Annotated in this window: 15 protein-coding genes; 11 read left to right on the forward strand and 4 right to left on the reverse strand. The window is 71.2% G+C overall.

Features of this window, described 5'->3' with window-relative positions; all coding sequences use genetic code 11:
* Positions 1–112: 112 nt before the first annotated feature.
* From AA23TX_RS30400 to AA23TX_RS30410, 3 genes are read left to right on the forward strand one after another with little or no spacing between them, the layout of a single operon-like run.
* A complete protein-coding gene (locus AA23TX_RS30400; protein ID WP_155546201.1) occupies positions 113–1,087 on the forward strand; it encodes a sugar kinase in 975 nt (324 codons plus the stop codon).
* Entirely contained in the window at positions 1,084–1,842 is a 759-nt protein-coding gene (locus AA23TX_RS30405; RefSeq protein ID WP_155546202.1) for an IclR family transcriptional regulator, read from the forward strand. The genes AA23TX_RS30400 and AA23TX_RS30405 overlap by 4 nt, the downstream gene beginning before the upstream one ends.
* Positions 1,842–2,225: a RidA family protein gene (locus tag AA23TX_RS30410; RefSeq protein WP_086672334.1), complete on the forward strand. Its 384-nt coding sequence runs from the start codon at positions 1,842–1,844 to the stop codon at positions 2,223–2,225. Before AA23TX_RS30405 ends, AA23TX_RS30410 begins: the two co-directional genes overlap by 1 nt.
* Positions 2,226–2,259: 34 nt before the next feature.
* On the opposite strand, the gene AA23TX_RS30415 is transcribed toward AA23TX_RS30410, so the two are convergent.
* From AA23TX_RS30415 to AA23TX_RS30425, 3 genes are all read right to left on the reverse strand, one after another.
* Positions 2,260–3,255 (reverse strand): 1-aminocyclopropane-1-carboxylate deaminase, encoded by a 996-nt coding sequence (locus tag AA23TX_RS30415; RefSeq protein ID WP_155546203.1) that lies wholly within the window; start codon positions 3,253–3,255, stop codon positions 2,260–2,262.
* Positions 3,252–3,857, reverse strand: a complete 606-nt coding sequence (locus AA23TX_RS30420) for a GntR family transcriptional regulator (RefSeq protein ID WP_155547410.1) — start codon at positions 3,855–3,857, stop codon at positions 3,252–3,254. The genes AA23TX_RS30415 and AA23TX_RS30420 overlap by 4 nt, the downstream gene beginning before the upstream one ends.
* Positions 3,858–3,944: 87 nt before the next feature.
* Positions 3,945–4,304 carry a DUF1844 domain-containing protein gene (locus AA23TX_RS30425; protein ID WP_196425594.1) on the reverse strand — a complete coding sequence of 120 codons (360 nt, stop codon included), beginning with the start codon at positions 4,302–4,304 and terminating at the stop codon, positions 3,945–3,947.
* Positions 4,305–4,509: 205 nt separating this feature from the next.
* On the opposite strand from AA23TX_RS30425, the gene infC reads away from it, so the two are divergent.
* The 7 genes from infC to pheT all read left to right on the forward strand — a co-directional run bounded on the left by infC (position 4,510) and on the right by pheT (position 11,285).
* Positions 4,510–5,124: a translation initiation factor IF-3 gene (gene infC, locus AA23TX_RS30430; protein WP_155546204.1), complete on the forward strand. Its 615-nt coding sequence runs from the start codon at positions 4,510–4,512 to the stop codon at positions 5,122–5,124.
* A 68-nt stretch (positions 5,125–5,192) separates the two neighbouring features.
* Positions 5,193–5,387 carry a 50S ribosomal protein L35 gene (gene rpmI, locus AA23TX_RS30435; protein ID WP_086672342.1) on the forward strand — a complete coding sequence of 65 codons (195 nt, stop codon included), beginning with the start codon at positions 5,193–5,195 and terminating at the stop codon, positions 5,385–5,387.
* Positions 5,388–5,455: 68 nt separating this feature from the next.
* A complete protein-coding gene (rplT, locus tag AA23TX_RS30440; RefSeq protein ID WP_155546205.1) occupies positions 5,456–5,830 on the forward strand; it encodes a 50S ribosomal protein L20 in 375 nt (124 codons plus the stop codon).
* Positions 5,827–6,642, forward strand: coding sequence for a TrmH family RNA methyltransferase (locus tag AA23TX_RS30445; protein ID WP_277875451.1), 816 nt, complete (start codon positions 5,827–5,829; stop codon positions 6,640–6,642). The genes rplT and AA23TX_RS30445 overlap by 4 nt, the downstream gene beginning before the upstream one ends.
* 49 nt (positions 6,643–6,691) lie before the next feature.
* Positions 6,692–7,525, forward strand: coding sequence for a DUF6159 family protein (locus AA23TX_RS30450; protein ID WP_155546206.1), 834 nt, complete (start codon positions 6,692–6,694; stop codon positions 7,523–7,525).
* A 134-nt stretch (positions 7,526–7,659) separates the two neighbouring features.
* A complete protein-coding gene (pheS, locus tag AA23TX_RS30455; protein ID WP_155546207.1) occupies positions 7,660–8,721 on the forward strand; it encodes a phenylalanine--tRNA ligase subunit alpha in 1,062 nt (353 codons plus the stop codon).
* Entirely contained in the window at positions 8,721–11,285 is a 2,565-nt protein-coding gene (pheT, locus tag AA23TX_RS30460; RefSeq protein ID WP_155546208.1) for a phenylalanine--tRNA ligase subunit beta, read from the forward strand. Before pheS ends, pheT begins: the two co-directional genes overlap by 1 nt.
* Positions 11,286–11,696: 411 nt before the next feature.
* On the opposite strand, the gene AA23TX_RS30465 is transcribed toward pheT, so the two are convergent.
* Positions 11,697–12,386 (reverse strand): DNA alkylation repair protein, encoded by a 690-nt coding sequence (locus AA23TX_RS30465; RefSeq protein ID WP_155546209.1) that lies wholly within the window; start codon positions 12,384–12,386, stop codon positions 11,697–11,699.
* Between the two features lie 193 nt (positions 12,387–12,579).
* Between AA23TX_RS30465 and AA23TX_RS30470 the strand changes: the two genes are divergently transcribed.
* Positions 12,580–14,163, forward strand: a complete 1,584-nt coding sequence (locus AA23TX_RS30470; RefSeq protein WP_155546210.1) for an alpha/beta hydrolase — start codon at positions 12,580–12,582, stop codon at positions 14,161–14,163.
* The last annotated feature ends 43 nt before the right edge of the window (positions 14,164–14,206 follow it).

Consider the following 14,206-nt stretch of genomic DNA (forward strand, 5'->3'; position numbering starts at 1 on the left):
GGCGGCGACCTCGGTTGCGTATGTTGCAACGACTGTTGCGCATTTTGAGTGCCATAGGTGTAGCATCCGGGTCGCCACAGGTCAACGGGGTGACGGACAGGGGAGACGGAAAGTGACGAGCGGGCCCGAGGTGCTCTGTGTCGGCGAGACGATGGCGCTGTTCGTGCCCGCCGAACCCGGCCCGCCGGACGAGGTCAAGCAGTGGACGCGGACGATCGGCGGCGCCGAGTCGAACGTCGCCTGCAACCTCCCGGCCCTGGGCGTGCCGAGCGGCTGGGTGAGCGCGGTCGGTGACGACCCCTTCGGGCGGGCGCTGCTGCGGGAGGTGGCCGCGAAGGGCGTCGACGTCAGCGCCTGCTACGTCGACCCGGTGCGCCCGACCGGGCTCTACATCAAGGAAAGCGGCGCCGGCGGCAGCCCGGTGCGCTACTACCGCGCCGGCTCCGCGGCGTCCGGGATGGGCCCGTCGCTGCTGGACCGGCTGGACCTCGACGGCGTCCGCGTGCTGCACCTGTCCGGCATCACGCCCGCCCTGTCCGAGAGCTGCCTCGCGCTGGTGCGCGCCCTGCTGGACATGCCCCGCGGCGACCGGCTGATCTCGTTCGACGTCAACCTGCGCCCCGCGCTCTGGGCCGGCCGCGACCCGCGGCTGCTCGCGGAGCTGGCCGGGCAGGCCGACATCGTCCTGACCGGCGACGACGAGGCCCAGCACGTCTGGGGGACCGGCGCCCCGGCCGAGCTGCGCGCGTTGCTGCCAGGGCCGCGCACGCTCGTCGTCAAGCACGGCGAACGCGGCGCGACGCTGGTCGAGGGCGAGCCGCTGTTCGCCCCGGCGCTGAAGGTCGACGTCGTCGAGCCGGTCGGTGCCGGGGACGCGTTCGCCGCGGGTTTCCTGGCCGCGACGCTGCGGGGCGCCTCGCCGCTGGAACGGCTGCGGCAGGGGCACCTGCAGGCCGCCGTCACGCTGCTCACCCACGACGACGTCGGGGTGCCCCTGCCGCGCGCGGTCGTGGATAGCCTGCTGCGGGCGGACCCCGACGAGTGGCGTTCGGCCCGGCTGACCGGGGAAGGGCTGGTGCGCACGTGAGTCAGAGCCTGGATCGCGCGTTGACGCTGCTGAACTCGATCGCGAAGGACGCGCGCACGCTCGACCACCTCGCCGAGGAGATCGGCGTGCACAAGTCGACGGTGCTGCGCCTGCTGCGCACCCTCGAACAGCACCACTTCGTCCGCCGCGAGGGCACCCGGTACTACCGGCTGGGCAGCGCGATGTTCGACCTGGCCAACCAGGCCCTCGACTCGATCGACGTCCGCCGCAGCGCGCAGCCGGCGCTGGCCGCGCTCAACGCGCGCACCGGGCACACCGTGCACCTGGCCAGCTACGACGACGGCGAAGTCGTCTACATCGACAAGTACGAGGGCCGCCACTCGGTGCGGATGTACTCGCGCGTCGGCAAGCGGGCGCCGCTGCACTGCACGGCGGTGGGGAAGGTGCTGGTCGCGGCGATGCCGGAAGCGCGCCGCGAGGAGATCGCGCGGTCCATGAAGTACCCGGCGCTGACGCCGAACACGATCACCACGCCCGAGGCGTACCTCGCCGAGCTGGAGCGGGTGGGCCGTCTCGGGTACTCCGTCGACAACGCCGAGCACGAGGACTTCATCCACTGCATCGCGGCGCCCGTCCGCGGGGCGGACGGCGAGGTGCTGGCCGCCGCGTCGATGTCGGTGCCGAAGGTGCTGCTCGACTACGAAGGCCTGCTCGCGCTGGTCCCTGATCTGCGCGCCGCGACCACGGAAGCTTCCGTCCACAGTGGATGGACGGAGAACGGAAAGGGGCACTGATGAGCAAGACGGCAGTTTCCACCGAGAACGCGCCGAAGCCGCCGGCGAAGTTCTCGCAGGCCGTCCGCAAGGGGAACCTGCTGCAGGTCGCCGGCCAGGTCGGGTTCGACCCGGCCACGAACGAGATCGTCGGCGACGACGTCGTGGGCCAGACCCGGCAGACGTTCAAGAACATCGAAGCCGTGCTGGCGGAGGCGGGCTCGAGCCTCGCCGACGCGATCATGGTGCGGGTGTACCTGACCGACACGGCGCACTTCGCGCCGTTCAACGAGGTCTACAACGAGCTGATCGGCGACGCGCCGCACGCCGCCCGCACGACGGTGTACGTCGGCCTCCCGGGCGAGCTCCTCGTCGAGATCGACGTGCTCTGCGTGCTGGACTGAGGCCTTGCCCCGGGGCCCGCGGGCCCCGGGGCGCTCAGCCGAGGACGCTCGTGTAGCCGTTGAGCGCGGGCTGCCCGCCGAGGTGGGCGTAGAGGACGTTCGAGTCCTCGCCGATTTCCCCGCGGCCGACCAGGTCGATCAGCCCCGCCATGGACTTGCCCTCGTACACGGGGTCGGTGATCATGCCCTCCAGCCGGGCGCACGTCTCGATGGCGTCCACGCATGCCTTGTCGGGGATGCCGTAGATCCCGGCGTGGTAGCGGTCGTCCAGCTCGACGTCCGCGATCTCCCCGGCGCCGATCAGCTCGGCGGTGCCGCGCGCGATCCGCGTGACCTGCTCGCGGGTTTCCTCGGGCTTCGCGGAGGCGTCGATGCCGAGGATCCTCCTGGGCCGCCCGAGCGCCGTGCCCGCCACCATGCCGCCCTGGGTGCTGCCGGTGACCGAGCAGACGATCACGGTGTCGAAGAAGACGCCGAGCTCTTCTTCCTGGGCTTCGAGTTCGACGATCCAGTTCGCGAACCCGAGCCCGCCGAGCCGGTGGTCCGACGCACCGGCGGGGATGGCGTACGGCTTTCCGCCCCCGGCCTCGATCTCGGCGACGGCGTCCTCCCACGCCTGCTTGAACCCGATGCCGAAGCCGGCGTCGACGAGCCGGACGTCCGCGCCGAGGATCCGCGAGAGCTGGATGTTGCCGACCTTGTCGTAGAGCGGGTCGTGCCAGTCGACCCAGCTTTCCTGCACCAGCACGGCCTTCAGTCCGGCGCGGGCGGCGGCGGCCGCGACCTGGCGGGTGTGGTTGGACTGGACGCCGCCGATGGAGACGAGCGTGTCGGCGCCTTCTTTGAGGGCATCAGCGACCAGGTATTCGAGCTTGCGGGTCTTGTTGCCGCCGAACGCGAGGCCCGAGTTCACGTCCTCGCGCTTGGCCCAGACCTTCGCGCCGCCGAGGTGCTCGGTGAGGCGTTCGAGGGGGTGCACCGGCGACGGCCCGAACAGCAGCGGGTAGCGCGGGAAGTCGGCGAGGGTCATCGGTCCTCCAGCAGGTCGGTCCAGATGGTCGAGATCACCGAGACGGCGGTTTCGGTGTCGTGCGCTTCGAGCGCGTCGATGAGCTTCGTGTGGCGCTCGACCGAGTTCCAGGCCAGCGCGGAGCTGAAGCGGGCGTGCTCCAGCCGGCGCAGCAGCGGCGTGTAGCGGTCGAGAGTCGCGGCGACGGCGGCGTTGCCGGCCAGCCGGACCGGGACGTCGTGCAGTGCGTCGTCGGCTTCGACGGCGGATTTGACGTCTCCGGTTTCGATGGCTTTCGCGAACCGGTCGTTGGCCGCGCGCATGGCGGCGACGTCGGCCGGCCGGCACCTCCGGGCTGCCTCCCGCACGGCGAACTCGTGCAGCACGCGCACGATCTGCCGGGCGTCGATGACGTCGCGGGACATGACGTCGGAGACGCGCGTGTAGCTCTGCGGCTTGGAGTCGACGAGCCCGTCGTCGGCCAGCCGCCGGAGCGCTTCCCGGACGGGTGCTTTCGAGAGGCCGAGCTGCTCGGCCAGGTCGCCGTCCCGCAGGGGAGTGCCGGGCGGCAGCGTGCCGTCGACGATCGCCTGCCGGATGCGGTCGTACGCCTCGTCCCGCAGGAGCGGGCGGGTGACCTTTGAGAGACTCACATCTAACATGTTAGATGGCGGGAAGCTCGTCCGGCAAGGAGCCGGGCGAGCGGGACGTCAGTAAACGGGACCGGTGTACTTCTCGCCGGGGCCCTTGCCGGGCTCGTCCGGCACGGCCGAAGCCTCGCGGAAGGCCTTCTGGAGCGACTGCAGACCGTCGCGCAGTGGCCCGGCGTGCAGGCCCAGGTACTCCGCGGACGCGGTCACGAGCCCGGCCAGTGCGGTGATGAGCCGGCGCGCCTCGTCGAGGTCGCGGTGCGGGGAGGTCTCCGGGTCCGGGTCGGCGAGGCCGAGCCGCTCGGCCCCGGCCAACAGCAGCATGACGGCCGCGCGGCTGATCACCTCCACACTGGGGATGTCCTCCAGGTGGCGGTCGTCGGGGGAATAGGGGGGCTGTTCGGAGGGTTGATCTGACACGTCTGGTACCCTTCCACGAGCGACCAGCCCCCGAGCGATCGGGGGCGGCAAGTGGAGCCCCGCTCCCACCCGCGTCACCGTACAGGTGTCCGGGTCCGGTCTCGCCCGGACGCCAAGTCCAGGGTGAAGTGCCCGGCTTGGCGGCCGGGTGCGATCGGAAACAGAGTGGGCCCCGCGCACCGAACGGTGTCGGGGCCTTCGCTATGTGGGCACCAGGTCGAAGAACAGGAAATATTCCTCGGACCAAGGAGGCCCCATCAGCTCCGAGACACGCATCAACGACCGCATCCGGGTGCCGGAGGTCCGTCTCGTCGGACCGGCCGGTGAACAGGTCGGCATCGTCCGGATCGAGGATGCGCTGCGCCTGGCGCAGGAGAACGATCTCGACCTCGTCGAGGTCGCGCCGCAGGCCCGCCCGCCGGTGTGCAAGCTCATGGACTTCGGCAAGTTCAAGTACGAGAGCGCGCAGAAGGCCCGCGAGTCGCGTCGCAACCAGCAGCTGACCGTCATCAAGGAACAGAAGCTGCGTCCCAAGATCGACCAGCACGACTACGAGACCAAGAAGGGTCACGTGTCGCGGTTCCTGGCGGCGGGCAACAAGGTCAAGGTCACGATCATGTTCCGCGGTCGCGAGCAGTCCCGGCCGGAGCTCGGCTACCGGCTGCTGCAGAAGCTGGCCGAAGACGTCACGGAGCTGGGCTTCGTCGAGTCGTCGGCCAAGCAGGACGGTCGCAACATGATCATGGTGCTGGCCCCGCACAAGAACGTGAAGCCGAAGGCCAAGGCAGAGACGGCTCCCGAGCCGGTCCCCGAGGCGTAGGCGCCGACCAGCACAGTCAGCGGCTCACCGGAGTTTTCCGGTGAGCCGCCGCACGGAAGAGGACTGAAATGCCGAAGATGAAGACCCACAGCGGGACGTCCAAGCGGATCCGCGTCACGGGCACGGGCAAGCTGCGCCGCCAGAAGGCCGGCCGCCGCCACCTGATGGAGAAGAAGTCGAACCGCCTCACCCGCCGTCTCGAGGGCACCACCGAGCTGGCGAAGACCGAGGCCGGCCGCGTCAAGCGCCTGCTCGGCATCTGATCCCCCGAAACTTGCTGTAACCACCCGGGGCGTTTCCCCTCGCCCCCCGAGATCGACAGGATGGACCCGTGGCACGCGTCAAGCGGGCGGTCAACGCCCAGAAGAAGCGTCGCGCAACTCTCGAACTGGCCAGCGGCTACCGCGGCCAGCGTTCGCGGTTGTACCGCAAGGCCAAGGAGCAGACGCTTCACTCGCTCAACTACGCCTACCGGGACCGCCGTGCCCGCAAGGGTGACTTCCGCCAGCTGTGGATCACCCGCATCAACGCGGCCGCCCGCGCGAACGGCGTGACCTACAACCGGTTCATCCAGGGCATCAAGGCCGCGGGTGTCGAGGTCGACCGCAAGATCCTCGCGGACCTCGCCGTCAACGACGCCGCCGCTTTCGCCGCGCTGGCCGAGCTCGCCAAGGCCAACGTGAACACCGAAGCGAAGTCGGCCTGACCGGCAGCTTTCCCCGACCCGGGGCGGATCCGTTCACCGAGCGGACCCCCCGGGTCGTTGCTGCGCGCAAGCTGACGCGGCGCGCGGAACGCGACAAGACCGGCCGTTTCCTGGCCGAAGGCGCCAACGCCGTCGAAGCCGCACTGGCCGGCGGCACGGTGCACGAACTGTTCGTCACCGCCCGCGCGGCGGAGCAGCACGCGAACCTGGTCGATGCGGCCCGCGCGGCCGGCGTCCCGGTCTCGCCGATCACCGACCGCGCCGCCGACGGGCTGTCGGAAACCGTGACACCCCAAGGCATCGTGGCCGTCTGCGGGCTGCTCGCCCGGCCGCTCGACGAGGCCGTGACGCCGGCCGCCCGGCTCGTCGTGGTGCTGGTCGACGTCGCCGACCCCGGCAACGCGGGCACGGTCATCCGCGTCGCCGACGCGGCGGGCGCCGACGCCGTGGTCCTGGCGGGCGACACCGTCGACCCGCACAACGGCAAGTGCGTCCGCGCGGCCGCCGGCAGCCTGTTCCACCTCCCCATCGCGCGCGTCCGTGACGTCCCGGCCGCCCTGGCGGCCTGCTCGGCGGCGGGTCTGCGCACGTTCGCCGCGCACGGTTATGCCGACGCCGAACTCGATCGGGTGGATCTCACCGAGCCGACCGCGTGGGTCTTCGGCAACGAGGCCCACGGGCTGCCCGCCGACGTTCTCGAGCGCGCCGACCTCGCCGTCCGGATCCCGCTGTACGGCAAGGCCGAGAGCCTCAACCTGGCCACCGCGGCGGCCGTCTGCGTGTACACGAGCGCGATGGCGGCACGCCGCTGACCGGCCGCTAGGCTGCCCCGGTATCCATTGTGGTCACCTGGGGGAAATCATGGGCAGGCTCGCTCGTTCGTTCGCGTTGTTCTCCGCTTCGCTGAAGGTGCTGCGCGCCCACAAGGGCCTGGCGTGGTTCCCGGTGCTCGCCGGCACCGCCGGGCTGCTGGTCGCCGCGGCGTTCCTCACCCCGGCGTTCTTCACCGTCGACCTCGCGGGCGAGCACTTCCGGCCCAGCGTCGGCACGTACGTGCTGCTGGCGGCGTTCTACCTCGTCTCGGCGTTCACCACGATCTTCTTCAACGCCGCCCTGATCTCCCAGGCCGACCTCGCGCTGCGCGGCGACGGCGGCGTCCCGGGCGTCGGCACGGGCCTGGCCGCGGCGGCCCGGCGCTGGCCGGCGCTGCTCGGCTGGGCCGGTCTCACCGCGACGGTCAGCCTGGTGCTGCGCACGATCGAGGAGCGGCTCGGCTTCCTCGGCAGCATCGTCAGCGGCCTGGTCGGCCTGGCCTGGCGGCTCACGACGTTCCTCGTGCTGCCGGTCGTCGTCCTCGAAGGCGCCGGCGTCCGCGGCGGCGTCAAGCGCTCGGTCGAGCTGTTCCGGCGCACCTGGGGCGAGAACGTCGCGGGCACCGCGGGCATCGGCCTGGTCGGCTTCCTGCTCACCCTGGCCGGGTACGTCGTGTTCCTCGGCGCCGGCTTCCTGCTCGGCGGCACGGCCACCGTGTTCGTCGCGGTCGGGCTGGCGATCGTCTGGACCCTGCTCGTCGCCGTCTTCACCACGACTTTGTCCGGTATCTACCAGACGGCGCTGTACCGCTACGCCGCCGACGGCGTGGTGCCCGGCGAATTTGCGTCGGTCGACTTCGCCGACGCGTTCCGCGAGCGCTGACCGCGCATCCGCGCGCCCCGGGGCGACCGGGGGCGCGCGGACCCGATCCCATAGACTTTTCCCACCTTTGACCTCTCGCGCGCCGCGTGTCCGGCGGTGCGCGCACGACCAGTCCCAGCGGACGCCGAGGAGTTATGTCCGGAGCCACGGAGAAGGAAGCCCAGGGCGCGGTGCTCGCCCCCGAGACGCTGCAGGAAGCGGTCAAGGCCGCCGAAGCCGCGTTCGCCGCCGCGACCGGGCTCGAAGCGCTGGCCGAGGTCAAGCCGGCTCACCTCGGCGACCAGTCCCCGGTGGGCCTGGCCCGCCGTGCGATCGGCGCCCTGCCCAAGTCGGAGAAGGCCGAGGCGGGCAAGCGCGTCAACGAGGCCCGCCAGGCCGTCCAGGCGGCCTTCGACAAGCGCCGCGCCGAGCTCCAGGTGGAGCGCGACGAGCGTGTGCTGCGCGAGGAGGCCGTCGACGTCACGCTCCCGTGGGACCGCGTCCCGCGCGGTGCCCGGCACCCGATCAGCACCATCTCCGAGCGCGTCGCCGACGCGTTCGTGGCGATGGGCTACGAGGTCGCCGAGGGCCCGGAGCTCGAAGCCGAGTGGTTCAACTTCGACGCGCTGAACTTCGGCAAGGACCACCCCGCCCGGCAGCTGCAGGACACGTTCTACGTCGGCGAGGAGGACTCCGGCCTGGTGCTGCGCACGCACACCTCGCCGGTGCAGGCCCGCACCCTGCTGCACCGCGACCTGCCGGTGTACGTCGTCTGCCCGGGCCGCACGTACCGCACCGACGAGCTCGACTCGACGCACACCCCGGTGTTCACGCAGGTCGAGGGTCTCGCGGTGGACAAGGGCATCACCATGGCGCACCTCAAGGGCACGCTGGACGCCTTCGCCCGCGCGATGTTCGGCGAGAGCTCGAAGACGCGGCTGCGTCCGCACTTCTTCCCGTTCACCGAGCCGTCCGCCGAGGTGGACGTCTGGTTCGAGGAGAAGAAGGGCGGCGCCGGCTGGGTCGAGTGGGGCGGCTGCGGCATGGTCAACCCGAACGTGCTGCGCGCCTGCGGCGTCGACCCCGAGGTGTACTCGGGCTTCGCCTTCGGCATGGGCATCGAGCGCACCCTGCAGTTCCGCAACGGGATCCCGGACATGCGCGACATGGTGGAGGGCGACGTCCGCTTCACCCTTCCCTTCGGAACGGAGGCGTAGTGCGAGTCCCCGTCAGCTGGCTGACCGAGCACCTCGACATCGGCGAGGAAGTCACGCCGCAGGAACTGGCCGACGCGTTCGTCCGGATCGGCATCGAGGTCGACGACCTGAAGCAGCTCGGGCCGGTGACCGGCCCGCTGGTCGTCGGCCGGGTGGCCGAGATCGAGGAGCTCACCGAGTTCAAGAAGCCGATCCGGTTCTGCCGCGTCGACGTCGGCGAAGAGGCCGAGGAGCCGGAAGAGCCGGCCGACGACGAAGACGAGGACGAGGACGACGAGTCGGGCGAGTTCGACGAGGGCCCGCACGGCATCCGGACCCGCGGCATCGTCTGCGGCGCCCGCAACTTCGCCGAAGGCGACCTGGTCGTCGTCGCGCTGCCCGGCGCGGTCCTGCCCGGCGACTTCACCATCGCGACCCGCAAGACGTACGGCCGGGTCAGCGACGGCATGATCTGCTCCGCCCGCGAGCTGGGCCTCGGCGACGACCACACCGGCATCCTCGTGCTGCCCTCGGGCACCGCGAGCCCGGGTGACGACGCGTCGGAGCTGCTCGGCCTCGACGACACCGTGATCGAGCTGACCCCGACGCCGGACCGCGGCTACGCGCTGTCGATCCGCGGCCTCGCCCGCGAGCTGTCGAACGCGCTGGACGTGGCCTTCGGCGACCCGGCGCTGCTGGAGGTCCCGGCGGCCGAGGGCGACGCCTGGCCGGTCCACGTCGAAGACCCGGAAGGCTGCCCGCGGTTCGTGCTGCGCCGCGTCACCGGCCTGGACTCGACCGCGCCGACGCCGTGGTGGATGCGGCGGCGGCTGATGCTGGCCGGCATCCGCTCCATCTCCCTGGCCGTCGACGTCACCAACTACGTGATGCTCGAGCTCGGGCACCCGCTGCACGCGTTCGCGACGAAGGCCATCCAGGGCGACCTGGTGGTCCGCCGGGCGAAGCCGGGGGAGAAGCTGACCACGCTGGACGACGTCGAGCGCACGCTCGACCCGGACGACGTGATCATCGCCGACGACACCGGCGTCATCTCCCTCGCCGGCACGATGGGCGGCGCGAGCACCGAGATCACGCCGGAGAGCACCGACGTGCTGCTCGAGGCGGCGCATTGGAACCCGGCCGCGATCAGCCGCACCGCGCGCCGGCACAAGCTGTTCTCCGAGGCCGCGAAGCGGTTCGAGCGGTTCACCGACCCGCAGCTGTGCGCGGCCGCCGTCGAGCTGGCCGCGCGCCTGCTGCGCCAGTACGGCGACGCGGCGATCCAGCCCGGCCGCACCGACGAGGGCTCGGTCGAGCCGAACCCGCCCGTGATGATGCCGATCAACCTGCCCGACAAGGTCGCGGGCGTGAGCTACCAGCGCGGCGTGACCGTCCGGCGGCTGTCCCAGATCGGCTGCAAGGTCTCGGTCAGCACGGGCGACGACGGCACCGGCCTGGTCACGGCGATCCCGCCGAGCTGGCGCGGCGACCTGCGCCAGCCGGCCGACCTCGTCGAAGAGGTGCTGCGGCTGGAGGGCTACGACAGCATCCCGTCGACGCTGCCCGCCGCTCCGGCCGGCCGAGGTCTGACCGACGCCCAGCGGCGCGTCCGGAGTGTGTCCCGGGCGCTGGCCGAGGCCGGGTACGTCGAGGTGCGCCCGTTCCCGTTCATCAGCGACGCGGTGTGGGACGCCTTCGGCCTGCCGGCGGACGACGTCCGCCGCAACGCGGTCGTGGTCCGCAACCCGCTGGAGGCCGACCGCAACCGGCTGGCGACGACGCTGTTGCCGGGTCTGCTGGACACGCTGCAGCGCAACGTGTCCCGGGGCATGAAGGACGTCTCGCTCTACCACATCGGCCAGGTCGTGCTGCCCGCGCCGAACCCGCTGAAGGTCCCGGACCTCGGCGTCGACGGCCGGCCGTCGGACGAGGAGCTCGCGCTGCTCGAAGCGGCCGTGCCGCCGCAGCCGCTGCACGTGGCCGTGGTGCTCGCCGGCCAGCGCCACCGAGCGGGCTGGTGGGGTGCCGGCGAGCCGGCGAACTGGGCCGACGCGGTGCAGGCCGCCCGGACGGTCGCGAAGGCCGCCGGCATCGAGCTGACGGTCCAGGCGGCGGACCTCCCGCCGTGGCACCCGGGCCGCTGCGCCCGGCTCCAGGTCGGCGACTGGCCGGTCGGCCACGCGGGCGAGCTGCACCCGAAGGTGGTCGAGGCCCTCGGCCTGCCACCGCGGACGGTGGCGATGGAGCTGGACCTGGACGCGATCCCGCTCCCGGACTCCCGCCCGGCGCCGAGCGTGTCGGGGTACCCGCCGGTGCTGCTGGACGTGGCACTGGTCGTGGCGGCGGAGGTGCCGTCGGCGGACCTGGCGGCGGTCCTGCGCGAAGGTGCGGGCGAGCTGCTGGAGGACATCACCCTGTTCGACGTGTACGCGGGCGAGCAGGTGGGCGAGGGCAAGCGTTCGCTGGCGTACAAGCTGCGCTTCCGCGCGGCGGACCGCACCCTGACGGTCGACGAGGCCATCAAGGCCCGCGACGCGGCAGTGGCAGCGGCAGCCGAGCGCTTCGAGGCAACACTGCGCGCCTGACCGGCGCGCACGAGGAAGTTCCACCGCGGGAGGGGCCGGGAAACCGGCCCCTCCCGCCGTTTCCGCCCAACTCACCCGCCCGCCCCACGTCGGCCTTCCGGCCAGCGAAGGGTCCCGACACGCGCCACGACTCCCCAGATACGCGTGTCGTCCGCCCAGGTACGCGACCCGGCCGCCTGGGTACGTGTCTCGGCTGTCCGGGTACGCGAGTCGGCTGTTCCGGTACGCGACCCGGCCGCCCGGGTACGCGACCCGGCTTCCCGGGGGCGCGAGTTGGCTGTTCCGGCACGCGACCCACCGCCCGGGTACGCAAACCGACCGCCCGGGTACGCGTGTCGTCCCTCCAGGTACGCGTGTCGTCCGCCGGGGTACGCGTGCCGTCCGTCCGGGTATGTCCGTCGCGGCCGGACCTCAGCCGATGTGCTTGAGCGCCTCCCGCCGGGACAGCCCCGACAGTCCGGGGTGATCGTCCACGAAGGACCGCACCCAGTCCGGTGCCGTCTTCGCGTAGTCGCGCAACGCCCACCCGATTCCCTTGCGCAGGAAGAACTCCGGCTCGGCGATCGCCGGCTCGATCGTGCGGGTGAGCAGGTCGGTGTCCGTTTCCTCCTTGGCGCCGATCTGGCAGATGATCGCCGTGCGGCGGCGCCAGAGGTCGCGGTCGGCCGACCAGCTCAGCATGGTCGGGGTGACCTTCGCCCGGTCGGCGCGCAGGATCGGCCCGATCCGGCGGATGGCGAGCTCGTCCACGTGGTCCCACCACGCGCCGCTGACGATCATCTCCTCGTACATCGGCAGCAGCTCCGGGTCCTGCCACCGCCGGTACGCCCGGTGCCCGGAAAGCGCGATGGCCGCGTACCGCTCCTCGCGGAATTCCGCTGCCCGCCACAACTCCAGCACGGTCGCCGTATATGTCACCCGATCGGGCAGTATGTGGTCGGCCAGTACCCGCTTGAGAAGCACGTTTCGCTCGGGTGAAGCCACCCCGCGGAACGGCATGGCCGACTTCATGTACGCCTGCATCGCCGGCGCCTTCACCGGGTCGGCCAGCTCGGCCAGCCCGGTGCGGATCGCCTTGACCAGCTGTTCCTCCACGCTCACGCGTCCTCCCATCGCCCTCCGGCGGTCCGGAGCGTACTGCCGGGCACCGACAGTTCCGGTGCGTGAAGACCGGCGCAGGTCCCGACGAAAGACGGATGGCGGAAGTCGCGTCGGTCGACGAGATTGGCGAAGGTTGCCGGTAGTTTCGCCGGAATCCGGCGAACTCTGTCCAATGCGGATGAAAAGGACGACTGTGAAGAGAATCGTTGCCGCTGTCGCCGCCGCGGGGCTCGCGGCCGGGCTGATGGCCGCCGCGCCCGCCGCTTCGGCGGACCCCGGGGTGCAGTTCAGTCCCGCGCCGATCGCCTGGGGGCCCTGTGCGTCGGCGAACCTGAAGGCCGCGGGCGCCGAATGCGGCTTCCTCGACGTGCCGATGGACTACGCGAAGCCGGGTGGGGCGAAGGTCTCCGTCGCGGTGTCGCGGATCAAGCACAAGACGCCGCAGTCGCAAGGGATCATGCTCGTGAACCCCGGCGGTCCCGGCGGCTCCGGGCTCGGGCTCTCGGTGCTCGGCAAGTACGTGCCGAACCACGCGGGGGACAACTACGACTGGATCGGCTTCGACCCCCGCGGTGTCGGGTCCAGCAAGCCGTCGGTCAGCTGCGACGGGAACTACTTCAGCTACAACCGGCCGGCCTACGTGCCGACCACTCCGAAGCTGGAGAAGACCTGGCTCGACCGTTCCCGGGGTTACGCCGAGGCGTGCAAGAAGAACGGCGCGATCCTCGACCACCTCAAGACGACCGACGTCGCGCAGGACATGGACAGCCTGCGCAAGGCGCTGGGCGAGAAGCAGATCAACTACTACGGCTTCTCCTACGGCACCTACCTCGGCCAGGTGTACAGCACGATGTACCCGAAGAACGTCCGCCGGATGGTCCTGGACGGCAACGTCGACCCGCGGAAGGTCTGGTACCAGGCCAACCTCGACCAGGACGTCGCGTTCGACAAGAACATCAAGACGTACTTCGCCTGGCTGGCGTCCTACGACAGCGTCTACCACCTCGGCAAGTCCGGCTCCGCCGTCGAGAAGCTCTGGTACGACACACAGCGCAAGCTCACCAGGAACCCGGCGGGCGGCGTCATCGGCGGCGACGAGTGGACCGACATCTTCCTGCAGGCCGGCTACTACGTCTTCGGCTGGGTCGACATGGCGAAGGCCTTCGACGGGTACGTCCACAAGGGTGACTGGCAGACGCTGAAGGACCTCTACGACGACTCGAACCCGCCGGGCGCCGACAACGGCTTCGCCGTGTACCTGGGCGTGCAGTGCACCGACGTCCAGTGGCCGACGAACTGGAACAAGTGGCGCGCCGACAACTGGCTGACCTACTTCAAGGCCCCGTTCGAGACCTGGGGCAACGCCTGGTTCAACGCGCCGTGCGTGTACTGGCCGGCCAAGGCGGGCAAGCCGGTGGACATCGACGGCCGCAAGGTCGCCGGGGCGCTGCTGATCAGCGAGGAGCTGGACGCGGCGACGCCGTACGCCGGCAGCCTCGAGGTCCGGAAGCGGTACCCGAACTCGAGCCTGATCAGCGCGCCGGGCGGCACGACGCACGCCGGTTCGCTGTCCGGGGTGTCCTGTGTGGACGACAAGATCGCCGACTACCTGGCCACCGGCAAGCTGCCGAAGCGCCAGCCCGGCAACCACTCGGACGTCCAGTGCGACCCGGTGCCGGCGCCGGTGCCCGACGGCGCCTCGGCGCAGAAGTCGGACAGCTCCGCGAAGGCCGCCCAGGAAAAGCAGAGCACGTTGGCCCAGCTGCTGCACTTCTGAGCGAAATCGACGCAGTCCGCTGCCCCGGTCCGGTTCGCCCGGA

The sequence above is a fragment of the Amycolatopsis camponoti genome, from assembly GCF_902497555.1.
In the GTDB taxonomy this organism is placed as follows: Bacteria; Actinomycetota; Actinomycetes; order Mycobacteriales; family Pseudonocardiaceae; genus Amycolatopsis; species Amycolatopsis camponoti.